The organism is Rhizobium acidisoli, from assembly GCF_002531755.2.
Taxonomy (GTDB): domain Bacteria; phylum Pseudomonadota; class Alphaproteobacteria; order Rhizobiales; family Rhizobiaceae; genus Rhizobium; species Rhizobium acidisoli.
Genome location: NZ_CP035001.1, coordinates 149,499 through 171,065 on the forward strand (window position 1 = coordinate 149,499; position 21,567 = coordinate 171,065).

22 protein-coding genes and 1 pseudogene are annotated in these 21,567 nt (G+C 62.3%); 13 read left to right on the forward strand and 10 right to left on the reverse strand.

Features of this window, described 5'->3' with window-relative positions:
• Positions 1-71 precede the first annotated feature (71 nt).
• From CO657_RS29555 to CO657_RS29570, 4 genes are read left to right on the forward strand one after another with little or no spacing between them, the layout of a single operon-like run.
• Positions 72-1,049, forward strand: coding sequence for an ABC transporter permease (locus tag CO657_RS29555; protein WP_054185061.1), 978 nt, complete (start codon positions 72-74; stop codon positions 1,047-1,049).
• A gap of 1 nt (position 1,050) precedes the next feature.
• Positions 1,051-1,929 (forward strand): ABC transporter permease, encoded by an 879-nt coding sequence (locus tag CO657_RS29560; protein ID WP_054185060.1) that lies wholly within the window; start codon positions 1,051-1,053, stop codon positions 1,927-1,929.
• Positions 1,926-2,729, forward strand: a complete 804-nt coding sequence (locus CO657_RS29565) for an ABC transporter ATP-binding protein (protein ID WP_054185059.1) — start codon at positions 1,926-1,928, stop codon at positions 2,727-2,729. Before CO657_RS29560 ends, CO657_RS29565 begins: the two co-directional genes overlap by 4 nt.
• The gene (locus CO657_RS29570) at positions 2,726-3,625 is read left to right on the forward strand and encodes an ABC transporter ATP-binding protein (RefSeq protein ID WP_054185058.1); all 900 of its coding nucleotides are present in this window, start codon (positions 2,726-2,728) and stop codon (positions 3,623-3,625) included. The genes CO657_RS29565 and CO657_RS29570 overlap by 4 nt, the downstream gene beginning before the upstream one ends.
• A 19-nt stretch (positions 3,626-3,644) precedes the next feature.
• Here the strand turns inward: CO657_RS29570 and CO657_RS29575 are convergent, their stop codons facing one another.
• Positions 3,645-4,082, reverse strand: a complete 438-nt coding sequence (locus CO657_RS29575) for a VOC family protein (protein WP_054185057.1) — start codon at positions 4,080-4,082, stop codon at positions 3,645-3,647.
• Between the two features lie 242 nt (positions 4,083-4,324).
• Between CO657_RS29575 and CO657_RS29580 the strand changes: the two genes are divergently transcribed.
• Entirely contained in the window at positions 4,325-5,005 is a 681-nt protein-coding gene (locus CO657_RS29580; protein ID WP_054185056.1) for a spermidine synthase, read from the forward strand.
• 37 nt (positions 5,006-5,042) lie between these two features.
• Here CO657_RS29580 and CO657_RS29585 read toward each other — a convergent pair whose 3' ends face one another.
• Both CO657_RS29585 and CO657_RS29590 read right to left on the reverse strand, forming a co-directional pair.
• Positions 5,043-5,837, reverse strand: coding sequence for an HpcH/HpaI aldolase family protein (locus tag CO657_RS29585; RefSeq protein WP_054185055.1), 795 nt, complete (start codon positions 5,835-5,837; stop codon positions 5,043-5,045).
• 61 nt (positions 5,838-5,898) lie between these two features.
• Positions 5,899-6,099, reverse strand: coding sequence for a hypothetical protein (locus CO657_RS29590; RefSeq protein ID WP_054185054.1), 201 nt, complete (start codon positions 6,097-6,099; stop codon positions 5,899-5,901).
• 582 nt (positions 6,100-6,681) lie between these two features.
• Between CO657_RS29590 and CO657_RS29595 the strand changes: the two genes are divergently transcribed.
• Positions 6,682-7,611, forward strand: coding sequence for a hypothetical protein (locus tag CO657_RS29595; RefSeq protein WP_054185053.1), 930 nt, complete (start codon positions 6,682-6,684; stop codon positions 7,609-7,611).
• 127 nt (positions 7,612-7,738) lie between these two features.
• Here CO657_RS29595 and CO657_RS29600 read toward each other — a convergent pair whose 3' ends face one another.
• Entirely contained in the window at positions 7,739-8,644 is a 906-nt protein-coding gene (locus tag CO657_RS29600; protein ID WP_054185052.1) for a choline sulfate utilization transcriptional regulator, read from the reverse strand.
• A gap of 94 nt (positions 8,645-8,738) precedes the next feature.
• On the opposite strand from CO657_RS29600, the gene betC reads away from it, so the two are divergent.
• Positions 8,739-10,253, forward strand: coding sequence for a choline-sulfatase (gene betC, locus CO657_RS29605; RefSeq protein WP_054185051.1), 1,515 nt, complete (start codon positions 8,739-8,741; stop codon positions 10,251-10,253).
• A gap of 19 nt (positions 10,254-10,272) precedes the next feature.
• On the opposite strand, the gene CO657_RS29610 is transcribed toward betC, so the two are convergent.
• Together CO657_RS29610 and CO657_RS29615 are read right to left on the reverse strand one after the other, a co-directional pair.
• The gene (locus CO657_RS29610; RefSeq protein WP_054185050.1) at positions 10,273-11,133 is read right to left on the reverse strand and encodes a sugar phosphate isomerase/epimerase family protein; all 861 of its coding nucleotides are present in this window, start codon (positions 11,131-11,133) and stop codon (positions 10,273-10,275) included.
• Between the two features lie 65 nt (positions 11,134-11,198).
• Entirely contained in the window at positions 11,199-12,569 is a 1,371-nt protein-coding gene (locus CO657_RS29615; protein ID WP_054185049.1) for an amidase, read from the reverse strand.
• A 274-nt stretch (positions 12,570-12,843) separates the two neighbouring features.
• On the opposite strand from CO657_RS29615, the gene CO657_RS29620 reads away from it, so the two are divergent.
• Both CO657_RS29620 and CO657_RS29625 read left to right on the forward strand, forming a co-directional pair.
• A complete protein-coding gene (locus tag CO657_RS29620; RefSeq protein ID WP_172643332.1) occupies positions 12,844-13,122 on the forward strand; it encodes a hypothetical protein in 279 nt (92 codons plus the stop codon).
• 90 nt (positions 13,123-13,212) lie between these two features.
• The gene (locus CO657_RS29625; protein WP_054185048.1) at positions 13,213-13,644 is read left to right on the forward strand and encodes a DUF1810 domain-containing protein; all 432 of its coding nucleotides are present in this window, start codon (positions 13,213-13,215) and stop codon (positions 13,642-13,644) included.
• Position 13,645: 1 nt separating this feature from the next.
• Here CO657_RS29625 and CO657_RS29630 read toward each other — a convergent pair whose 3' ends face one another.
• Both CO657_RS29630 and CO657_RS29635 read right to left on the reverse strand, forming a co-directional pair.
• The gene (locus CO657_RS29630) at positions 13,646-13,840 is read right to left on the reverse strand and encodes a hypothetical protein (RefSeq protein ID WP_003594637.1); all 195 of its coding nucleotides are present in this window, start codon (positions 13,838-13,840) and stop codon (positions 13,646-13,648) included.
• 71 nt (positions 13,841-13,911) lie between these two features.
• Positions 13,912-14,535, reverse strand: a complete 624-nt coding sequence (locus CO657_RS29635; protein ID WP_054185047.1) for a TetR/AcrR family transcriptional regulator — start codon at positions 14,533-14,535, stop codon at positions 13,912-13,914.
• A gap of 126 nt (positions 14,536-14,661) precedes the next feature.
• Here CO657_RS29635 and CO657_RS29640 point away from each other — a divergent pair, with 126 nt between their 5' ends.
• On the forward strand, positions 14,662-14,877 hold the full coding sequence (locus CO657_RS29640; protein WP_012555169.1) for a hypothetical protein: 216 nt from the start codon (positions 14,662-14,664) through the stop codon (positions 14,875-14,877).
• A 55-nt stretch (positions 14,878-14,932) separates the two neighbouring features.
• Here the strand turns inward: CO657_RS29640 and CO657_RS29645 are convergent, their stop codons facing one another.
• Positions 14,933-15,463: a winged helix DNA-binding protein gene (locus CO657_RS29645; RefSeq protein WP_054185046.1), complete on the reverse strand. Its 531-nt coding sequence runs from the start codon at positions 15,461-15,463 to the stop codon at positions 14,933-14,935.
• A gap of 85 nt (positions 15,464-15,548) precedes the next feature.
• Between CO657_RS29645 and CO657_RS29650 the strand changes: the two genes are divergently transcribed.
• On the forward strand, positions 15,549-19,160 hold the full coding sequence (locus CO657_RS29650) for a hydantoinase B/oxoprolinase family protein (RefSeq protein WP_054185045.1): 3,612 nt from the start codon (positions 15,549-15,551) through the stop codon (positions 19,158-19,160).
• A gap of 97 nt (positions 19,161-19,257) precedes the next feature.
• Here CO657_RS29650 and CO657_RS29655 read toward each other — a convergent pair.
• A pseudogene (locus CO657_RS29655) lies at positions 19,258-20,109 on the reverse strand (SDR family oxidoreductase); the annotation flags it as partial.
• Between the two features lie 115 nt (positions 20,110-20,224).
• On the opposite strand from CO657_RS29655, the gene CO657_RS29660 reads away from it, so the two are divergent.
• Positions 20,225-20,473, forward strand: coding sequence for a type II toxin-antitoxin system Phd/YefM family antitoxin (locus tag CO657_RS29660; RefSeq protein WP_054185044.1), 249 nt, complete (start codon positions 20,225-20,227; stop codon positions 20,471-20,473).
• 200 nt (positions 20,474-20,673) lie between these two features.
• A complete protein-coding gene (locus CO657_RS29665) occupies positions 20,674-21,513 on the forward strand; it encodes an IclR family transcriptional regulator (protein ID WP_041672212.1) in 840 nt (279 codons plus the stop codon).
• The last annotated feature ends 54 nt before the right edge of the window (positions 21,514-21,567 follow it).

Genomic DNA, 21,567 nt, shown 5'->3' on the forward strand with positions numbered 1-21,567 from the left:
GAAAAGTGTAAGCGGTTTCGGATGACATCACGCTCATCCAGAAGCGCCGCTCCCGTCACGACGGAGTTCTCATGGCTTTCCTGCTTCGCCGCCTGGTTTTCTACATGGCAGCCTTCATCGCGGCAGCGACGATCAATTTCTTCCTGCCGCGCCTGATGCCGGGCGATCCCGTGCAGATCATGTTCTCGAGCGCCGGCACCGAATTGCCGCCGGAGAGCCTGCAGGCGCTGAAGCTCACCTTCGGCTTCGTTGATGGGCCGCTCTGGCAGCAATATCTCACCTATCTCGGCAGCATCTTCACCGGCGATCTCGGCCGCTCGATCAAATATTTCCCGCTGCCGGTCACCTCGGTGCTCGGTCATGCCCTTATCTGGACCGTCAGCCTGATGGGCACAGCGACGATCATCAGCTTTGCGCTCGGCACCCTCCTCGGCATCGCCGCCGCCTGGCGCCGCGGCAGCAGGTTCGATGTTGTCGTCTCCGTCGGCGCGATCTTCGCGACATCGGTGCCGGCCGTCGTCACCTCGCTGATCGTGCTCTTCATCTTCGGCTTCACGCTTGGCTGGTTTCCGAACGGCTATGCCGCCGATCCCTCGCTCGATCCGGCCTTCAGCCTGCAATATCTCGGCAGTGTCGCCTATCACGGCATCCTGCCGATGGTCACACTCTGCACCGTGCTGATCGGCGGCTTCACCGTGACCATGCGCAACAATATGATCAACCTGCTCGGCGAGGACTATATCGTCATGGCCCGCGCCAAGGGGCTTTCCGACCGGCATGTGATGCTCTGGTATGCGGCGCGCAACGCCCTGCTGCCGACCGTCTCCAGCCTTGCCATCGCCATCGGCACCATTCTCGGCGGCTCGCTGGTGACCGAGGTCGTCTATAACTATCCCGGCCTCGGCAATATTCTCTACCAGGCAATTCTCGCCCGCGATTACCCCGTCATCCAGGGCCAGCTCCTCATCATGACCGCGACTATGCTGATCGCCAATTTTATCGTCGACGTCAGTTATATCCTGCTCGACCCGCGGCTGAAGGGAGCATGAGATGAAAACCCTGCTTCGAAACCGCAAGGCGCTCACCGGCCTCGTCATCATCGCCGTCATCGTCATCGTCGCGATCGCAGCACCGCTGCTGACGCAATACGACCCCGCCGCCCGCACCGGGCGGCCGCACCAGCCGCCATCGCTCGACCATATTCTCGGCACCACCCGCATCGGCCAGGATGTCTTTGCCCGGCTGATCTACGGCGCCCGCACCTCGCTTGCCGTCGGCTTCGGCGCCGGCCTGCTGATTACCCTCGTCGGCACCGCTCTCGGCATCATTTCCGGCTATCGCGGCGGCAAGACCGACGAGGTCATCAGCTTCTTCACCAATATGGTGCTGGTGGTTCCCAACCTGCCGCTGCTGCTGGTGCTCGCCGCCTTCATCGGCCAGGCAAGCCCCGTCGTCATCGCGCTGATCCTCGGCGCCACCTCGTGGGCCTGGGGCGCCCGCGTCACCCGCGCCGAGACGCTCTCCGTCAAACATAAGGATTTCGTCAAATCCGCCGAGATGATGGGCGAGCCGCAATGGCGTATCATGACATTCGAGATTTTTCCCAACGTGATATCGATCGTCGGCATCAATTTCATCGGCAGCGTCATCTTCGCGATCATCACCGAGGCGACGCTTGAGTTTCTCGGCCTCGGCGATCCCCGCGCGATCTCCTGGGGCACCATGCTCTACAACGCCCAGAAGGCTTCGGCGCTTTCGGTCGGCGCCTGGTGGGATATCCTCACCCCCTGCTTTGCGCTCGCCTTCCTCGGCATCGGCATGTCGCTGTTGAATTTCGCCGTCGACGAGATCGCCAATCCGCGGCTGCGCACCGGCAATCATCGGAAGCGCTGGTCCCTGCTCGTCCGTTCCGGGGAGGGCCGCCTGTGACGCAGCCGCTGCTTTCGGTGAGGAATCTCACCATCGACTATATCGGCGAGGAGAAGGATTTCCGCGCCGTCGACGACGTCAGCTTCGACGTGGCTCCGGGCGAGGTCTTCGGCCTTGCGGGCGAATCCGGCTGTGGCAAGAGCACCATCGCCTTTGCCATCAGCCGCCTGCACAAGCCGCCGGCGCTGATCCGCAAGCAGAGCCGCATCCTGCTCGACGGCCGCGACGTGCTCGATCTCGACCAGCAGGCGCTTGCCGCCTTCCGCTGGCGCGAGGTCGCCATGGTCTTTCAGAGCGCCATGAACTCGCTGAACCCGGTGCTGCGCATCGAGGCGCAATTCTACGACATGCTGCGCACCCACAAGGGCATGAGCCGTGCTGCGGCCCGCGAGCGCACCGCCGAAATGCTGAGGCTCGTCGATATCGCCCCGGATCGCATGCGCGACTATCCGCACCAGTTTTCCGGCGGCATGCGCCAGCGCATCGTCATCGCCATCTGCATGGCGCTCGATCCGAAGCTCGTCGTCATGGACGAGCCGACGACGGCGCTCGACGTCGTCGTCCAGCGCGAAATCCTGCAGCGCATCAACGAGCTGCGCCGCCGCTTCGGCTTCTCCGTGCTCTTCATCACCCATGACCTCGGGCTGATGGTGCAGTTCTGCGACCGCATCGGCATCATGCTGTCAGGCAGGCTGGTGGAGCAGAATTCAGCCGAGGCGATCTACAAGACTCCGGCGCACGATTACACGAAAAAGCTCTGGGCCTCCTTCCCCTCGCTGCATGGAGGAGTGCTGCTATGAGCGACGCCATCCTCGCACTCGAGACCGTCACCAAGAGTTTCGGCCATGGTTCGGCGGTCGTGCACGCGGCGCGCGCCATTTCCTTTTCGCTGCATGCCGGCCGGGCGCTGGCGCTCGTCGGCGAATCCGGCAGCGGCAAGACCACCTGCGCCCGCATGGCGATGCGCGAATATCTGCCGACATCGGGCCGCATCCTCTACAAGGGCCGGCCCGTCGAGGCGGCGAATTCCGCCGAAATCGCTCGCTACCGCCGCTCGGTACAGATGATCTTCCAGGATCCCTTCGCCTCGCTGAACCCCGCCCACACCATCGCCCACCATCTGAGGCGCCCGCTGAAGCTGCATCGCCCCGATATCAAGGGGGCCGAGATCGATGCAACGGTCCGCGAACTGCTGCAGCGCGTCAGGCTCGATCCCGATCTCGTCGCGCCGAGATATCCGCACGAACTCTCCGGCGGCCAGCGCCAGCGCGTCAACATTGCCCGCGCCCTTGCCGTCCGGCCGGAGGTGATCGTGGCGGACGAACCGACCTCGATGCTCGATGTTTCGGTACGCCTCGGCGTGCTGAACCTCTTAAACGAGATGAAGCAGGAGATGAATCTCGGTCTGCTATACATCACCCATGACATCGCCACGGCACGTTATGTCGCGGAAGATATCGCCGTGATGTATGCCGGCCAGATCGTCGAATGGGGCAGCACCGCAAGGGTGATCGACAATCCGCTGCATCCCTATACCAGGCTGCTGCTCTCGGCCGTTCCCGATCCCGACGTCCGTTTCGAGGACCCGAAGGCGCGTCTCAGGCCCGACGAGGTGGAGGACATCCGCCGCCGTTCTGCCGCGGCCCAGGACAATATCGTCGAAGCGGAGCCGGAGCATTTCATGCGGATGATCTGACAGTCCGTTTGATTGCGCCTCAGCTGAGTTCCTGGGCCAGTCCGAGAAGAATCCCTTCGGGCCCTCTTATGTAGCAGAGCCGATATGTGTCTCCATACTGGACGACGTCGCCGACGAGCTGCGCGCCGCGCATGCGGAGCCTTTCAAGCGTCTCGTCGATGTCGTCAACGGTGAACATGACGCGGAGATAGCCGAGCGCGTTGACCGGAGCGTTGCGGTGATCTGCGACGACATTAGGCATGAGGAAGCGGGAGAGTTCGAGCCGGCTGTGGCCATCAGGTGTGCGCATCATGGCGATCTCGACGCGCTGATCGCCCAGTCCAGTGATACGTCCGGCCCATTCTCCTTCGATCATGGCCCGTCCTTCGAGCTCAAGGCCGAGTTCGCCAAAGAAATCAATCGCCACGGCGAGGTCTTCAACGACGATGCCTACATTGTCCATCCGCTTGAGCGCCATGTTTCCAATCTCCAAAGAAGTCGTTGCAATCTCCGAGGCGTCGCCTCGTCCAACAAAGGACGTTTGAGAAGCCCCAACGCCGACAGCCCTCCGAGCGCAATTCGCTGCTCTTCAATCGGAAGCTTGCACCATGGACCGCCTCTAACCACCGCCCCGCTTGAGACGGTCCCCGAGGCCTGCTGACTGGCCCCACTCATCACCCTATGCTAGGGGACGGTTCTTTCAAGTGAGGCGAAACGGTCATGCTGCCCTGGATCCAGCTCGATTCCGCGACTATTCCCGGCGAGGGCGGCGAACTCAGGCTGAAGCAGCGCGGCAGCGAATTCTCGATCATGCTCGGCGCCAACGAGCTGATGAACAGCCGCCTCAGCGGCTCGGAAGAGGCGCTTGCGACCCTTTCCTGGGAGCGAATCAAGGCGCATCCGAAGCCGAAGGTTCTGATCGGCGGGCTCGGCATGGGGTTCACCCTGCGCGCCGCTCTCGCCATACTTCCCGAGGACGCCACGGTCACCGTCGCCGAATTGGTGCCGGCCGTCGTTACCTGGGCGCGCGGGCCGATGGCCGAGGTCTTCAAGGGCTGTCTCGACGATCCGCGCGTCGCCATCCATCAGGGTGATGTCGGCGAGGCGATCCGTGCCGGCAAGGGCGCCTATGACGCGATCCTGCTCGATGTCGACAATGGCCCGGATGGGCTGACCCGCAAATCCAACGACCGGCTCTATGATTTCGCCGGCCTGCGCGCCGCCCGCGACGCGCTTCGCCCCGGCGGCGTGCTCGCCGTCTGGTCGTCCGGCCCCGACCCCGATTTTACCCGCCGCCTCAGGGACACCGGTTTTTCCGTCGATGCGGTCAACACCCGCGCCAACGGCAAACGCGGCGGCGCCCGCCATGTGATCTGGCTGGCGGTAAAGCCGGCCCGCTGACCAAAGCTCCTCAACGAATGAGGTGGCATCGCCGGGATCAACTGCCCGAAGCGATCCTGCGGGCGGCATTGATGGCGCGGCGGGCGCCGGAGCGCAGCTGGGTGGTCTCGGCGCCGGCAATGACCAGGTCGAAGCCGAATTTCAACAATTCGCCGGCCCGCTCGCCGTCGGCGGCAAAGGCGCAGGCGAATTTGCCATGGGCGCGGCAGCGCGCGACGGCATGCTGCATGGCGCTGTCGATTTCGGCAGCGTTCGGCGCCACCTGATCGCCGTTCGACAGCGCGATCGACAGATCGGAAGGGCCGATGAAAATGCCGTCGATGCCGGTCACGCCGAGAATGCCGTCGATCGCATCGAGCGCGGCGCGGGTCTCGATCATGGCGATGGCCACGGTGAGCGCATTGGCATTCTTCAGATAATCATCGCCCGACAGGCCGGTATGGTTCAGCGCCAATGACGGCCCCCAGCTGCGCTCGCCGACGGGCGGATATTTCGTCGTCCGGACCAGGGCTCTCGCATCGTCGGCCGAATTGATCATCGGCGCGATGATGCCGGAAGCACCGGCATCGAGCAGCCGCGAGGCGGAGGCGAAATCGCCGACCGGGATGCGCGCCAGGGCCGCCTTGCCGGCCAGACGCACCTGCGCGATGCCATTGGCCGCAGACGGCATGTCCCACATGCCGTGCTGCATATCCAGCACGACGGCATCGAAGGCCTCCTGCGCCAGGTGGTTGACGAGCATGGCGTCGGGAATGCCGACCCAGGCGGAGATCATCCCGTCCCGGCTGCCCCTGATCCGGTTCGCAAAGCCGTCGATTTCAGCGGCGCTCATACCATTCTCCTCCAATTCGTCAGACCGCCAGCGGCCATTGCTGTCAGGCAGCAGCGGCGGTTCACACCCTCCGGCGCAGCCGCGAGACGATGATCAGGACGGCAATGCCGGCTGCGGCCAGAATAGCGCCCCACAGCACCCAGATCGTTTGGGCGATCATGAAGCTCGAGGCCGGATAAGGAAAATAGCCGCTTCCCTGCCCGATCCAGATCAGGCCGAGGAGGACCATCAGCAGTCCGATGATATATCCGATCGTTCGCATGCTTGCGTCACTTTCGCTATGGATTTGCTCCCACAATGGCGACCGGCGTCGTTCATGACAAGGCTTCTCCTGGGCACAAACGTCGGCGTTGAGGCGTGGTGAGCCGCAAGGCTGCTGCTAGCCACCCAGATCGGCGGGCATCCATGTGGCGCTTTTGAAAGCCCGATATAGACCAGGAGAACGAGATACACCCGCCCACTTACCGAATGCCCTCTCTACTACTCATGTTGCATAGATCGCTAGCAAGCTACGATGCAGTGCGGGAGGCAGAACTCCATCGAATCTCGCAAATCCGAGGGAACCACAACTCGCTGAAATCGCTCAATTCTTTTTGAGGCAGCCTCTCATGCGCTTCAGGAACCAGCCATGGTCATAGTGATTACCGCTGTACGTCCAATGAATGACTTCAGATTCGTGAAAATATCAATCACTATGAGTTGCGTACAACCCCAACTAACGAGTCCAAGGCCGAACCATATTGCTTGTCTTTGCTTTGGTCTCTGATGATGTTGCGCGCGAATTCCGCTGGGTAGAGCACGCCGGACATTGCCGTGCTGGAGTTTCGATGAAAAAGGTGGCGCCATGACCATTGCACTTCGCTCCCTAGCCAAGGGACTGGGTTCCTTTGTCCTTCCGCAACTGCGAAATACGCACGTGGAAGGGGGCACCACTTCTGCACGCCACTGTTATGACCTTTTCTTTCGCCACTACGGTCACCTAGCGCCTTGGCTGAACGGCAAACGACCTGAAGTATTGGTCGAGGTCGGCCCCGGAAGTTCGCTTGGCGTTGGGCTTGCCGCACTGCTTGCGGGCGTCGACACGTACATCGGGCTGGATTTGCAAGACCACCGGAGCATCGAGCACGATATTGAAGTCCTGAACGGTTTGATTGAACTCTTCGGCGAGCGGGCCGCGTTTTGGGATAACACCGTATCGGGCGACATCTTTTTTCCGCCGTCACCGACAAACTTCGCCTGGGATCGGATAGATGGGATCCTGCAACAGCGCCTCAGTGCGGAGGCAATCGACGCGCTGAAGGCGGACCTCGTGAATGGCAGCGAACGATTAAAATTCGTCGCACCATGGACCGATTTCAACGTACTGCAGGCTGGTGTGGCTGACTGGCTGATGACGCATTCAGTCATGGAGCACGTGGACAACCTCGTTGATACCTATATCGCTATTGCCCGGTGGCTGAAGCCAGGAGGGTTTGCGACGCACCTGATCGACTTCCAATCTCACGGTCTGTCAAGCGACTGGAATGGGCACTGGGTTTTGAGCGCGCCCACGTGGACGATGATGCGTGGACGACGACCCTACCTGATAAATCGAAAGTGGCGCAGCCATCACATCAATCTGATGCAGGAGAGCGGCTTCGAAATCCTTGCGGAACTCCAGTACATCCGTACGGACGGACTAGGACGGAAGGAATTTCGAGCGCCGTTCACGTCAATGCCAAATGGTGACGAAAAAGTTGCGATGAGTTTCTTTGTGACGAGAAAAATCGGCTAAGAGTCGGACTCGACAAGGCTTCAACTATATCCATATCTTGCGAGGCGTCTGGTGAGCATGCGCATGTGGCGATGGTTATCCGGGATAAGCGCCGTCCGAGCCTTTCCGCCATGCGGCGCGGCTCGAGCTAGCCGACCTTCCCCGCCTCGTTCATCAGCCAGGTGCTGAGCTTCTCGCTGTGCGCGCTTGGAGATCGCGGCGGCACCAGCCAGTAACCGCGGTCCTGCGCCTCGAGCGGCGGGCCGGCTTCAACAAGCATGCCCGCTTGGAGCAGCGTATCGACGAGCCCCATCCAGCCGATCGCCACGCCCTGCCCGCTCAACGCAGCCTGAATGACCAGCGAGTAGGTATTGAAGCTGATATCGCCGCAGCCGGCATTGATGTCGCGCAGGACGGAGAATTCGGTCAGATAACTGCGCCAATCGAACCAGGGCGATGGCATCGGCGTGTCGAGATGGATCAGCACCGCCTTGGCAAGCTGCCGCGCATCCTCGAACGGACCGTTACGATCGAGAAATCCCTGCGTGCAGATGGGCACGACCTTTTCGCGCAGCAGAAGCGTACCGATGGCGCCGAATTCCGCCCGCGTGCCGAAAACGACCGCGACATCCGCTTCGTCGCGAAAGCCGGCAGAAAATCGCTGCGTCGCGATGATCTGGATGTCCGTTTCCGGATGAAGAAGCCGAAAGCCGTCCATGCGCGGGATCAGCCAAAGCGATGAAAAAGCATAGTCGGTTCTGAGCCGAACGACCGGTCTCTGGGCTTCGGCACGGAAGCTGCGGGCGAGCGCATCGATGTCGCCGACCGCTTTGGCGGTGACGTCGAGAAGCCGCTCGCCTTCGGCAGTCAGCGTCACGCCGCGATGCTGGCGACGCAGCAGGCTGACGCCGAACTGCTCCTCCAGCCGGCGGATCTGGTAGCTGACGGCAGGCTGGGTAAGTCCGAGAAGCGCTGCGGCTGACGAAAAGCTCCCGAGTCTTGCGACCTCGACGAAAATGCGCATCCATCCAAGCTCAAGCGAGTGGTCTGGCATAAAAATTCCTTTAGGCAGCCATTCAAAAATGCCGTCTTTACAGCCACGACAATAGGCGTTTCAATAAAATCTGCAAATAGCATAGGAAAACGACATGGCGCGCCCGAATATTCTCATCCTGATGGTGGATCAACTGAACGGGACCCTGTTTCCTGATGGGCCCGCCGATTTCCTGCATGCGCCGCATCTGAAATCATTGGCCGAGCGTTCCGTGCGCTTCGCCAACACCTATACGGCGAGCCCACTCTGCGCACCGGCGCGGGCGTCCTTCATGTCCGGGCAATTGCCGAGCCGGACGCGCGTCTACGACAATGCCGCCGAATTCGCCTCCGACATTCCGACCTATGCGCATCATTTGCGCGCCGCCGGATATCAGACGGCGCTGTCGGGCAAGATGCATTTCGTCGGTCCCGACCAGCTTCATGGCTTTGAGGAGCGGCTGACGACGGATATCTACCCGGCCGATTTCGGCTGGACGCCCGATTATAGCAAGCCCGGCGAGCGCATAGACTGGTGGTATCACAATTTGGGTTCAGTGACCGGCGCCGGCGTTGCCGAGATCACCAACCAGATGGAATATGACGATGAGGTCGCCTACAACGCCACCCGCAAGCTGTTCGATCTCTCACGCGCCCACGACGGGCGCCCCTGGTGCCTGACCGTCAGCTTCACCCATCCGCACGACCCCTATGTCGCCCGCCGCAAATTCTGGGACCTCTATGAAGACTGCCCGGCGCTTGACCCGGCGGTGGCGCCGATCGCCTTCGAGCAACAGGATCCGCATTCGCAGCGGCTGATGAAAGCCTGCGACCACGAGGCTTTCGACATAAGCCCGGAGGAAATCCGGCGGGCAAGGCGAGGCTACTTCGCCAATATCTCCTATGTCGACGAGAAGATCGGCGACATTCTCGGCGTGCTGGAACGGACCCGCATGGCCGACAACACGATCATCCTCTTCGTTTCCGACCATGGCGACATGCTCGGCGACCGCGGCCTCTGGTTCAAGATGAACTTCTTCGAAGGATCGGCGCGCGTCCCGCTGATGATTGCCGCACCCGGCTGGACGCCTGGGCGCATCGATCATCCCGTCTCTACCCTTGACGTGACTCCGACGCTCGCCGGTCTTGCCGGGATCGACATCACCGCGTTAAAACCCTGGACCGAGGGCTGGGATCTCGCAGGCCTCGCCAAAGGCACCGGCAGCCGCAGTCCCGTGCCGATGGAATATGCTGCCGAAGGTTCCGAAGCGCCGCTCGTTTGCCTCAGGGATGGGCGCTACAAGCTTTCGCTCTGCGACAAGGACCCGCCGATGCTGTTCGACCTCGAAGCCGATCCGCAGGAACTCGACAATCTGGCAGGAAATCCGGCGCATGCCGACACTCTGGCGAGACTTGTCGACCAAGCCGGTCGGCGCTGGAACCTTGCCGATTTCGATGCAGCCGTGCGCGAAAGCCAGGCGCGCCGCTGGGTGGTCTACGCGGCGCTGCGCAACGGCGCTTATTATCCCTGGGACTACCAGCCGCTGCAGAAGGCCTCGGAGCGCTATATGCGCAACCACATGGACCTGAACGTGCTCGAGGAAAACCAGAGGTTCCCGCGCCAGGAATGAGCGCGAAAATCCTTTTGGATCAAGCCGTCCTGCGCGCCGGCGCCTCGCGCAGGAAATCCTCGATGAACTGCTTTTGCAGCAGGATGCCGTCCCATTCGTCGGGGAAGAAGGGGGAGTCGTAGATCAGCGTGAAGGGACCGGCATAACCGGCCCGCTCGCACATCTCCAGACATTTGCGGTAATCGTCGGCATCGAGGCCGGCAACGCCGTAATCGGCCTTGGCATGGCAGATTTCCGCCCGGCGCATGATGTCGGCGAGACCCTCGTATTTCGCCGGTGCGGCCCAATTGCCGAGGTCGCCGTTGAGGCCGACCTTGCCTTCCGGCCGGTCCAGCAGCCAGTTCATCTCCAGAGGCGACGGCAGCAGGTCGAACCAGTTCTCGACGACGACGCGCACGCCGCTGCCTTCGGCCTCTTCAGCCAGCCAGTTCAGATGACCGGCGGCACGGCTCAGGTTTTCCTCGGTCGGCTTCTGCTTGCCGGCGATGACGCGCATCCTCTCCGCCCCAAGGGAAGCAGCGATATCGATCCACGGCGCCATCCATCTGACATCGCGTTCTCCAGTCCCGGCATGGCTCGGATCGCCGTCCTCGACCAGCAGCGTCTGGAACAGCACATTCGATGCTCTCATCGCATCGCGCAACTCGCTTATATATCCGGCTTCGAGGCTCGGCAGATGAAAGGAGCAGATCTCCAGCCGGTTGACGCCGCGCGCCGCCAGCGCCGCCGGCATGTCGATCAGCGCTGCCGCGCCCGGGCCATAGGGTTCCTTGGGTGCTGCGCTTTTTTCAGGATCTGGGCTATAGCCATAAACGGCGCCGAGCAGCCGATGCAGCGACCATGTCGAAACCGCGAAGCGTCCGTTTTGCAAGATCTGCACGTGCTTTCCTCCAGGATTTCCTCCTGCCATCAATCGCAATAAAAGCCCGGCGGTTCAATTGCCAATCAGGCGAAATCGCCGCGAATGAGCGGCTCGGCGGCGAGTGCGACCCCGAGCAGCGCCTCGTCGCGACGGGCTGTCGCCGAAAGCAGCAGACCGACCGGCATGCCGGAGGCAGCCGTGCCGCAGGGAATGGAGACACCGCACCAGTCGAGGAAATTGCCGAGCGCGGTATTGCGCAGCGTCTTGTTGTTGGTGGCGAAGAAGAGTTCATCGTCCTGCTCCAGCGGCCCGATCGGCGGAGCGACATGAGCGACCGTCGGAAAAGCGATGAGCCGGTCGCCGACAAGACGCTCGACATCGGCGATGAGGCGGTCGCGCGCCGCAAGGATCGCCAGGTAATCGGCCAGGCTCGTCCTGCTTCCCAAGCGGGTGCGCATGACGACGCGGCGGTCCATTCTGTCCGCATCCGGTCCCGCGAGCCGTTCCTGATGCAATGCGAAAGCTTCCGCGGTGACCAGCGGGCCATATCTCGTCATCAGATCGAAAATCTCGTCGAAGGCGGGAATGACGGCACGCGCAACATGGGCGCCGGCCCTTTGAAGACGTTCCAAACCGGCCTCGAAGGCGGCGATGACGCCCGGTTCTGCTCCGTCGAAGACGATATTTTCAGGCACGAGCAATTCCAGCCCCTGCAGCGGACGCTCGACGACGTCAGGCGCGATCCGGCCGCGCATCGCCGCATCGATCCACACCGCATCCCTGACGCTGCGGCAGAGCGGCCCCAGCGAGTCCAGGCTCTTGGCCAGCGGATAGACACCGTCCATCGCATGACGGCCGCGGGTCGCCTTGTAGCCGACGATGCCGTTGAAGGCGGCGGGAATACGCACCGAGCCGCCGGTATCCGTGCCCATCGCCACCGGCACCAAGCCGGCTGCGACCGCGACGCCGGCGCCGGAGGACGAGCCGCCCGGAATGCGCGGGAGATCGGTGCCGCGCGGATTGACCGGGGTGCCGTAATGCGGATTGATGCCGAGGCCGGAAAAGGCGAATTCGCTCATATTGGTACGGCCGATAGCGACCATGCCCGCCTGCCTGAGGAAACCGACGACGGCCGCATCGCGCTTGGCCGGCGCGTCGGCGGCCAGCACGACGGATCCCGCCGTCGTCGCCAGGCCTTCGATATCGAAAAGATCCTTCCAGGCGATCGGAATACCGTCCAGCAATCCGAGTGACCGGCCTCCCCGCAAACGTTTGGAAGAGGCGCGCGCCTCCTCCAACGCGCGGCTTTCGGTCAGCGTGGTGAAAACCGCCTTGTCGGCGTAATCAGCGATGGTGCCGAAGACCGCCTCGGCCACATCGACCGGATCGGCCGCGCCACCTTGAATAAGGACGGAAAGCTGGGCGACCGACATCGCGCCGAAGGATTTGCTCATGGGACGATCCACAGAAAGATGAACCCCTGGACTACCCCGGATCATTCCGGCGAGCCAGAGCATCACGATATTTTGCATTTATTAGGACGATTTTTTGAACACTGAGTTTGCAGATTGCCCCTTCAATTGCCGCGATTAAAGACACACATGCTGCACGCATGCGGGAGTCGGTCCGCCATGAGGGTTGAGAGTTTATTCTTGAGAGACCGGCGCTGCATGTGTTGCAGGAGTAATTTAGATGACAGATTGTGAAACTTTGACCCGTCGCCAGGATATGGTGACCCTCCATGTGAAAGAGGACGAAACCACCGGCTTGGGCGAGCGCGACTATGTGGAACATGTCAGCGCCCAGAAACTCTCGGGCTTCGAGCGCATTGTCGTGGTCGCCGCGCTGGCTCTCTTGAGCTTTGTCGGTTTCGCCGCATATTCTTCCAGTGAGACGGACCCGGTGACGACATCGGCCATCGCTGCCCCCGCCGGCGACAGCGCACCGCACCACCAGCCTTACGGCCATTGCCGTGAGAGCAGCCCGTATGCTGAAAGGGTCTGCTGAAGGCGAGTTCGGCTCGCGCGGGTAAAATCACCTCGCCGGGCATGGAGACCTTGGCCCAGGCTGCAGAATGCAGGAAAAGGGAAAAGGACCATGGCCGGTGATATCGATTACAATCTCGACCGCTTCGTTGACGCCCAGAACGGCGTTTACGAAAAAGCGCTCTCGGAGCTGAAAGCCGGGCGCAAGACCTCCCACTGGATGTGGTTCATCTTCCCGCAGATATCAGGTCTCGGCACTTCGCCGATGGCGGAAAAATATGCGATCCGCTCGGCCGAGGAAGCCGCCGCCTATCTCGCCGATCCCATTCTCTCCAGCCGGCTGCTGCGCTGCATCGAGGCGATCCTGTCGGTCAAGGACCGGTCCGCGCATGCGATCCTGGGCTCGCCCGATGATCTGAAGCTGCGTTCGTCGATGACCTTGTTTGCCGCAATCAGCGACCATGGCTCGCCCTTTCACAGCGTGATCGAGCGTTTCTATCAAGGGAAATTCGACGACCGGACGATGGAAATCCTCAGGACTTAGATCATGCTCTCGCGGTCCGGCCTGCTTCCAGCGCGTCGATTTCGTCGGAAATTTCGCTCAGCCGCTGACGCAGATCGCTGTCGGTGCCGTCATCGACCTCTTCCTCGCCGAAACAATAGCGCGCATCGTGAAGCTCCAGCTTGGCTTCGAGCTCGGCGCGTTTGGCATACAGGCGCTTGAGATAGACGTAGTTCATCTCCCGGTCTCCACTTGTCCTCCGGTGAGGGAAAAACGGTATGGAAGCGGTAAGGTTCCCGAAAAACCGGTTCAGGCGAAAGAGGCGATCGCCGCATTGCAGGCCTTGGCGAAATGACCGCAGCAGCTGGCAGCGCCCATCGCCTGGCGGCTGACGCGCGCACCTTCGAGCAGTAGCGTCAGCGTATCGGCAAGAAGCTCAGGCTCGCGCGCATCGGCCGCCGAACAGAGCGCCGCCAGGCGATCACGCTGTTCGGCCTTGTGGCGCTCGATCATCTCGTGGGCGGGATGGCCCTCGCCCTTCAGCTCGATGGCGGCATTGGCGAGATCGCAGCCGGCGGGCTCGCCGTTCAGACATTGCGCCCGCATCTCCACCCAGGCGTAGAGCTGGGCGCGCGGATTGCCGGGATAGGCCGCCTCCAGCTCGCGCCAGATCGCACCCGCCCTTTCCGAGGCGCGGCGCAGCGTCTCGCAGACGAGCTCGTCCTTCGAGCCGAAATGCCGGTAGAGCGTCATCTTGTTGGTCAGCGCCGCGTCGGCGATGGCATCGACGCCGATGCCGCGGATGCCGCGCTCGCGGAAAAGCTCCGACGCGGTCGAGACGATACGTTCCCGCGGCGGGATGCGATCTTCTGGAACGGCTACGGAGATTTCATTCGAAGTTTCTGATTTTTTTGCGGACGTAGTCCTTGACATCGATGTGACCGATCGGTAACAAATGCATTGTTACTTACCGGTAACACCACGAAACGCGAAAGTCAATGTCGAGAACGGCAGCGCACAGTGGAACACGGGCGACCGCCCACGAAAGGAGGACAAGCCATGAGAAAGACCAGAGACGACCTGACCATATCCGAAGCCCTTCGCGACCCCCTGATCGCCATGGTGATGCGCGCCGACGGCGTGAAGCTTGAAGATTTCAAGCAACTCCTGGAGACGGCCGCCGGCAAACGCGAACCGCGCTCGACGCCGGTCGGCAACATCATCGGAGCGATAGCAAGCCGCGCCAATCTGCCGGCGATGCCCTGCTTCGGCTGAACACGGCGCCTGAAAATTTCGGGGGATCTCTCCCTGCCCCCGTCAAGGGCTGCCGTCAGAAAGAGGCGGCGGCCCTTGCCGCTTGATCATAGTGGCCGGAAAGCGCCCTGAGCGTCGCCGCCACTGCCGATGCCGCCGCGGCGTCGAGCCCCAGCCCCTTGACCGATTCCACCAGCAGCGCTTCGCGCACCGCCCGATATTTCAGGCAAATTTCAACGCCCTTTTCGGTGGCGGCGATCAGCTTCTCCTTGCCCGCCCGCGTGCTTTTCACGAGGCCGCGCTTTTCCAGCTTCTTGATCGCATAAATCACCAGATGCGTATCCTCGACGCCGAGCACGCTGCAGAGATCGCCGAGCCGCTTCGGCCGCTGCCGGTGCGCCACCGAATGCAGCACCAGCACGTCGATCGGGGCACATCCAGGCTCGCCAGCCGCCGTCATGCAGCGTACCATCCAGCGGTCGAAGGCATTGCCGGCGAGGATAAGGCCGAACTCCAGCTCCGAAAGAGCCGGAAGCGCGCCATCGGCCAGATGTGCGGAGGAGACGATCGGCCCGATTTCCGCTTGTCTTTCACGCCCATCCGCCATGTCCACTCTCCATGATCCGAGAGCAAACGTTGACATTTTATCGATAAATCGTCAATAAATTTTCAGTTCAACAGGAGGCCGGACGATGGGCGGACAGTGGGATTTCTGGATCGATCGCGGCGGCACCTTCACCGATATCGTCGCACGGCGCCCCGACGGTGCGCTGATCGCCCACAAGCTGCTTTCGGAAAATCCGGAAGCCTATCGCGACCCGGCCGTGCACGGCATTCGCGAACTGCTCGGGCTCAAGGCCGGTGATCCGGTCCCTTCAGAGCGCATCGGCGCGGTCAAGATGGGAACGACGGTCGCCACCAATGCCCTTCTGGAACGCAAAGGCGATCCGACCCTCCTGGTGACGACAAAAGGTTTCCGCGATGCGCTGGAGATCGGTTACCAGGCCCGCGCCGATATCTTCGCCAAGAAGATCGTCAAGCCGGAACTGCTCTATGCCGGCGTCATCGAGGCCGACGAGCGCGTGCTGGCCGATGGCACGGTGGAACGCCCGCTTGACGAGGACAGGCTGCGACAGGCGCTCGAAGCCGCCTATGCCGAGGGCCTGCGCGCCGTCGCCATCGTCTTCATGCACGCCTACCGCTATCCCGAGCATGAGCAGCGGGCCGCCGCCATTGCGCGCGCGATCGGCTTCACGCAGATCTCGCCCTCGCACGTCGTTTCCCCGCTGATCAAGCTCGTCGGCCGCGGCGACACCGCCGTCGTCGACGCCTACCTGTCTCCGGTTCTCCGGCGCTATGTCGATCAGGTCGCCACCGAACTCGGCGCAGTCGAGGGACAAGGCCCGAAGCTGATGTTCATGCAGTCCTCCGGCGGGCTGACCGATGCGCATCTCTTCCAGGGCAAGGACGCGATCCTCTCGGGCCCCGCCGGCGGCGTGGTCGGCGCGGTCGAGGTGTCGCGCATCGCCGGCTTCGGCCAGATGATCGGCTTCGACATGGGCGGCACCTCGACGGATGTGTCGCATTACGACGGCGACCTGGAGCGCGCCTTCGAGACCGAAGTCGCCGGTGTGCGCATGCGCGCGCCGATGATGAAGATCCATACTGTCGCCGCCGGCGGCGGTTCGATCCTGAGCTATGACGGTTCGCGCTTCCGCGTCGGCCCTGAATCGGCCGGCGCCACGCCCGGCCCGAAATCCTATCGCCGCGGAGGCCCGCTCACCGTCACCGACGCCAACATCATGACCGGCAAGCTGCTGCCGGAATTCTTCCCGGCGATCTTCGGCCTGGGACAGGACCAGCCGCTCGATGCCGAGGCGGTGCACGCCGCCTTTGCCGAGCTGGCAAAGACGATCGGCGGCGGCCGGACGGCTGATGACGCCGCCGACGGTTTCCTCGCCATCGCCGTCGAGAACATGGCCAATGCCATCAAGAAGATCTCGGTCCAGCGCGGTTATGACGTTTCCGGCTATGCGCTCACCTGTTTCGGCGGCGCCGGCGGCCAGCATGCCTGCCTCGTCGCCGACAGCCTCGGCATGAAAAGAGTACTGATCCACCCCTTCTCCGGCATCCTTTCGGCCTACGGCATGGGCCTTGCCGATATCCGCGCCACCCGCCAGCGCGCGGTGCTGACAGAACTCGCTACGGCGTTGGTGACGATCGGCGAGATCAGGGCCGGGTTGGAGGCGGAGGTGCGCGAGGAGTTGACACTGCAAGGCGTCGAGGCCGCCGGCATGGAGGTCGTCACCCGGCTGCACCTGCAATATAAGGGGACCGACACCGCCCTGCCCGTCGCCTTCGGGCCCGAGGAGGAAATGGTGCAAGCCTTTGCCGTCGCCCATAAGAAGCAGTTCGGCTTCACCTTCGAAGACCGGCCCGTTGTCGTCGATTCCGTCGAAGTCGAGGGCATCGGCGGCGGCGCCGACATCGAGGAAACTTATAGGGAGGCAAAAGCCTTCGAGCCGGAAGCGCTGCGCATAACCCGCTTCTATTCCGGCGGAACATGGCAGGAGGCCGGCATTTTCAAGCGCGAGACGCTGAAGCCCGGCGCCATCCTCAAAGGCCCTGCCCTTATCATCGAAGCGCATCAGACGATCGTCGTCGAAGCCGGCTGGCAGGCGCGGCTCACCGGCCACGATCATATCGTCCTCACCCGCGAGATCCCGCTTGCCCGCCATGCCGCGATCGGCACCAGCGCCGATCCGGTCATGCTCGAAGTCTTCAACAATCTCTTCATGGCGATCGCCGAGCAGATGGGCGTGACGCTGCAGAACACCGCACATTCGGTCAATATCAAGGAGCGGCTCGATTTTTCCTGTGCCGTCTTCGACCGCACCGGCGCGCTCGTCGCCAATGCGCCGCATATGCCGGTGCATCTCGGCTCGATGGACCGTTCGGTCGAAACCATCATCCGCCTGAACGAAGGCCGCATCCGCCCGGGCGACGTTTTCGCGCTCAACGCGCCTTATAATGGCGGCACGCATCTGCCCGACATCACCGTCGTCACCCCGGTTTTCGACGATGCCGGAGAGGTGATCCTGTTTTACGTCGCCTCGCGCGGTCACCATGCCGATATCGGCGGCAAAGCGCCGGGCTCGATGACGCCGCGGGCGACGAAGGTCGATGAGGAAGGCGTGCTGATCGACAATTTCCTGCTGGTCGACAAGGGCCGTTTCCGCGAAGCGGACTTCGCGGCGATGCTGCAGGATCATCCCTACCCCGCCCGCAATCCGGCTCAGAACCTTGCCGACGTGAAGGCGCAGATCGCCGCCAACGAAAAGGGCGTGCAGGAGTTGCGCAAGATGGTTTCCCATTTCGGGCTCGACGTCGTCGAGGCCTATATGGGCCATGTGCAGGACAATGCCGAGGAAAGTGTGCGCCGGGTGATCGCCCGCCTCAGCGACAGCGAATTCACCTATCCCACCGATCAGGGCGCCGTCATCAAGGTGAAGATCACCGTCGACAGGCAGGCACGTGAGGCGACGGTCGATTTCACCGGCACCAGCGCGCAGCAGCCGACCAATTTCAACGCGCCGGAACCGGTGACGCGCGCCGCCGTGCTCTATGTCTTCCGCGTCATGGTCGAGCAGCCGATCCCGATGAATGCCGGCTGCCTGCGGCCGATCCGGATCATCGTGCCAGACGGGTCGATGCTGCGCCCGGCCTATCCGGCTGCCGTCGTCGCCGGCAATGTCGAGACCAGCCAGCATGTCACGAATGCGCTGTTCGGAGCACTCGGAACGCTCGCGGCAGCCCAGGGCTCGATGAACAATCTGACCTTCGGCAATGCCGCCTATCAATATTATGAGACCATCTGCGCCGGCGGCCCCGCCGGTCTGCTCAACGACGGCACCGGCTTCAGCGGCGCCCACGGCGTGCACGCGCATATGACCAATTCGCGGCTGACCGATCCCGAAGTGCTGGAATTCCGCTTTCCCGTCGTGCTCGAAGATTTCCACATCCGCCGCGGTTCCGGCGGCAAGGGACAGTATAGGTCCGGCGGCGGCACCGAGCGCACCATCCGCTTTCTTGAGATGATGGATTGCAGCATTCTCTCCTCGCATCGCACGATCCGGCCGTTCGGCCTTTTCGGCGGAGAAGACGGGCAGCTGGGAAAAACCGAGATCCGCCGCGCGGACGGCACCGTCGAAAGGCTTGAGGGCTGCGACCAGGCAATGCTCGCCGCCGGCGACGCCGTGATCGTCACGACGCCGACCGGCGGTGGCTACGGCAAGCCGGACTGAAACGCGTCGCGTCAAACCTTGATCGACCCGCTTCAGCTCCTTGTTTCACGCATGTCTTTACCTGGAACCGCCAATCCCAGGCGACTTGCGTCAAAGGGATCGGCTTGCCGCCAGTGACCGCGATTGTCGTGCCGGAGACATAGCTCGACAAGGGATCGGCCAACATCACATAGGCTGTCGCCAGCTCGGCCGGCTGGCCGGGCCGCTTCATCGGCACCTGCTTGCCGAAATTGCTGACGCTTTCCTCAGGCAGCGTCGAGGGAATGAGCGGCGTCCAGATCGGCCCCGGCGCCACGGCATTGGCGCGAATGCCCTTCTCGGCCAGAAGCTGGGCAAGGCCGGCGGTGAAATTCTGGATCGCGCCCTTGGTCGTCGCATAGGCCAGCAGCGTCGGGTTCGGACTGTCGGAATTGATCGAGGCGGTGTTGATGATGGAGCTGCCGGGTTTCATATGGGGAACGGCCGCCTTGGTCAGATAGAACATCGCATGGATATTGACCTTGAAGGTCAGTTCCCACTCCTCGTCGCTGATTTCGTCGATGCTCTTGAAGCTTGCTTGATGGGCGGCATTGTTGACGAGAATGTCGATACCGCCGAGCTCCTTGACCGCCGTCTCGACGATCTGCCGGCATAAGGCCGCATCCTGGATATCGCCGCTGACCAGCACGGCCTTGCGGCCGGCCTCCTCGACCAGCCGCTTCGTCTCGTCGGCATCCTCATCCTCGTCGAGATAGGAAATTACAATATCGGCACCTTCCCTGGCATAAGCGATCGCCACCGCCCGGCCGATGCCGCTATCGCCGCCGGTGATGATCGCCCGCTTGCCCTTCAACCGTTCCGAACCGCGATAACTTTTTTCGCCATGGTCGGGAACAGGATCCATCTGCGCGGTAAAACCCGGCATCGGCTGTTTCTGGGATGGGAAAGGCGGTGTCGGATAATTCGTCATCATGACCTCCTGGGTTCAGGGTCAAACTCAGGCTGCGGTTTGTTGTTCCAAGCGGGATGACGACTGCCTGGTTTTCGGACTAAAATGCCCGGGAAATAACCATCGAGGACGCATCATGGCGCGTGTCAAACTGGAGGAAGCCGAGGTCCGTCTCAGCGAATTGCTGGATCGCGTCGAAGCAGGCGAGACCTTCGAGATATTGCGGCATGGCACGCCGGTAGCGCGACTCGTGCCTATGAAGACATCGGCAAAACCGATCGATGTCGAACAGTTGAAGACATTCACCGCCTGGATGCAGCCGCCTGACGAGCCGGTCGATTCCGCAACGTTCATTCGGGGTATGCGCGACACAGATCGCTATTGATGCTTTCTGCCGGGCTCGTCGCCGATGGTGGTGGCTGAAGGGTAACCCGTGAGTTTTTCTTTCTTAAAGTTCGTTTCCACGACCCTTCGAGCTTCCGCCACTGTCACATTCGCCACACGATCAACCTACAAAATGTTGCGATTTGCCGCAGCGACCGATATGCCATAGTAATGTAACATGATCGCAGTTTAACGAGGTGCGTGGAATTGGACGGAAAGACATCACCAGCAGTTTACTCCGAGGATGAGGGCCATGCCGACGAGGCTGCCGGCAAGGGTGCGCGCCGCGCGCGCGTCAGCGGCATCGACCGGGCGCTTCAGGTGATCGATCACCTCTATGAAACCGGCTCGCCCGCCGGCGTCTATGCCATCGCCAAGGCGGTGAAGGCGCCGCTGTCGACCGTTTACGTCATCGTCGACGATCTGGTCGAGAAGAATATGCTGACGCGCCAGGCGGATGGCTCGATCTGGCTCGGCGCCCGGCTCTATCACTATGGCCTCGCCTATGCCCGGTCGTTGGATTTCATGAGCATCGCCACCCACGAAATGCACGACCTCTGCCGCCAGGCCGGCGAAACCGTGCAGGTCTGCGGCCGCGACGGCGACTATATGCTGGTGCTTGCCATGGCCGACGGCCCGAGCCACTTCCAGGTGGCCTCGCGCGTTGGCACCCGCGTGCCGCTGAACTGGACAGCGTCCGGCCGCCTGCTCGTCGGTCACCTGCCGGAAGACGAGCGCATCGAACTGTTCAAGCGCTGCGCCCGCTCCTCACCGACCGGCCGCGCCGAGATCGATCCCGGCACGCTGTCGGAGTCGGCCGGCAAGGCTTTCGAGGATCGCCTGTCGATCCAGGCGGGGGAATCGGATTACGCCGTTGCCTGCATCGCCTCGCCGATCTGCGATCGCGACGGCCAATGCGTCGCCACCATTTCCATCGTGCTGCCGGAACAGAAGGCTTTTTCCGACGAGAACCATTATACAGCCCATGTTCGCAGTTCGGCGGAGCGGATCGAGAAGCTGATGGGTTGGCGTAACCGCTGAGCCCTCAACCTCGGGTCTGACTGTATGATGGCTAAATTGCTGTCATTGACAGCG

What these genes read in the sequence shown, in the direction of transcription:
- CO657_RS29560 (WP_054185060.1), top strand. Translation starts at nt 1,051, where the DNA reads ATGAAAACCCTGCTTCGAAACCGCAAGGCGCTCACCGGCCTCGTCATC.
- CO657_RS29595 (WP_054185053.1), top strand. Translation starts at nt 6,682, where the DNA reads ATGACCATTGCACTTCGCTCCCTAGCCAAGGGACTGGGTTCCTTTGTC.
- CO657_RS29660 (WP_054185044.1), top strand. Translation starts at nt 20,225, where the DNA reads ATGGCGCGTGTCAAACTGGAGGAAGCCGAGGTCCGTCTCAGCGAATTG.
- CO657_RS29590 (WP_054185054.1), bottom strand. Translation starts at nt 6,099, where the DNA reads ATGCGAACGATCGGATATATCATCGGACTGCTGATGGTCCTCCTCGGC.
- CO657_RS29555 (WP_054185061.1), top strand. Translation starts at nt 72, where the DNA reads ATGGCTTTCCTGCTTCGCCGCCTGGTTTTCTACATGGCAGCCTTCATC.
- CO657_RS29600 (WP_054185052.1), bottom strand. Translation starts at nt 8,644, where the DNA reads ATGCCAGACCACTCGCTTGAGCTTGGATGGATGCGCATTTTCGTCGAG.
- CO657_RS29640 (WP_012555169.1), top strand. Translation starts at nt 14,662, where the DNA reads ATGAGAAAGACCAGAGACGACCTGACCATATCCGAAGCCCTTCGCGAC.
- CO657_RS29645 (WP_054185046.1), bottom strand. Translation starts at nt 15,463, where the DNA reads ATGGCGGATGGGCGTGAAAGACAAGCGGAAATCGGGCCGATCGTCTCC.
- CO657_RS29615 (WP_054185049.1), bottom strand. Translation starts at nt 12,569, where the DNA reads ATGAGCAAATCCTTCGGCGCGATGTCGGTCGCCCAGCTTTCCGTCCTT.
- CO657_RS29630 (WP_003594637.1), bottom strand. Translation starts at nt 13,840, where the DNA reads ATGAACTACGTCTATCTCAAGCGCCTGTATGCCAAACGCGCCGAGCTC.
- CO657_RS29585 (WP_054185055.1), bottom strand. Translation starts at nt 5,837, where the DNA reads ATGAGCGCCGCTGAAATCGACGGCTTTGCGAACCGGATCAGGGGCAGC.
- CO657_RS29580 (WP_054185056.1), top strand. Translation starts at nt 4,325, where the DNA reads ATGCTGCCCTGGATCCAGCTCGATTCCGCGACTATTCCCGGCGAGGGC.
- CO657_RS29650 (WP_054185045.1), top strand. Translation starts at nt 15,549, where the DNA reads ATGGGCGGACAGTGGGATTTCTGGATCGATCGCGGCGGCACCTTCACC.
- CO657_RS29575 (WP_054185057.1), bottom strand. Translation starts at nt 4,082, where the DNA reads ATGGCGCTCAAGCGGATGGACAATGTAGGCATCGTCGTTGAAGACCTC.
- betC (WP_054185051.1), top strand. Translation starts at nt 8,739, where the DNA reads ATGGCGCGCCCGAATATTCTCATCCTGATGGTGGATCAACTGAACGGG.
- CO657_RS29620 (WP_172643332.1), top strand. Translation starts at nt 12,844, where the DNA reads ATGGTGACCCTCCATGTGAAAGAGGACGAAACCACCGGCTTGGGCGAG.
- CO657_RS29570 (WP_054185058.1), top strand. Translation starts at nt 2,726, where the DNA reads ATGAGCGACGCCATCCTCGCACTCGAGACCGTCACCAAGAGTTTCGGC.
- CO657_RS29625 (WP_054185048.1), top strand. Translation starts at nt 13,213, where the DNA reads ATGGCCGGTGATATCGATTACAATCTCGACCGCTTCGTTGACGCCCAG.
- CO657_RS29635 (WP_054185047.1), bottom strand. Translation starts at nt 14,535, where the DNA reads ATGTCAAGGACTACGTCCGCAAAAAAATCAGAAACTTCGAATGAAATC.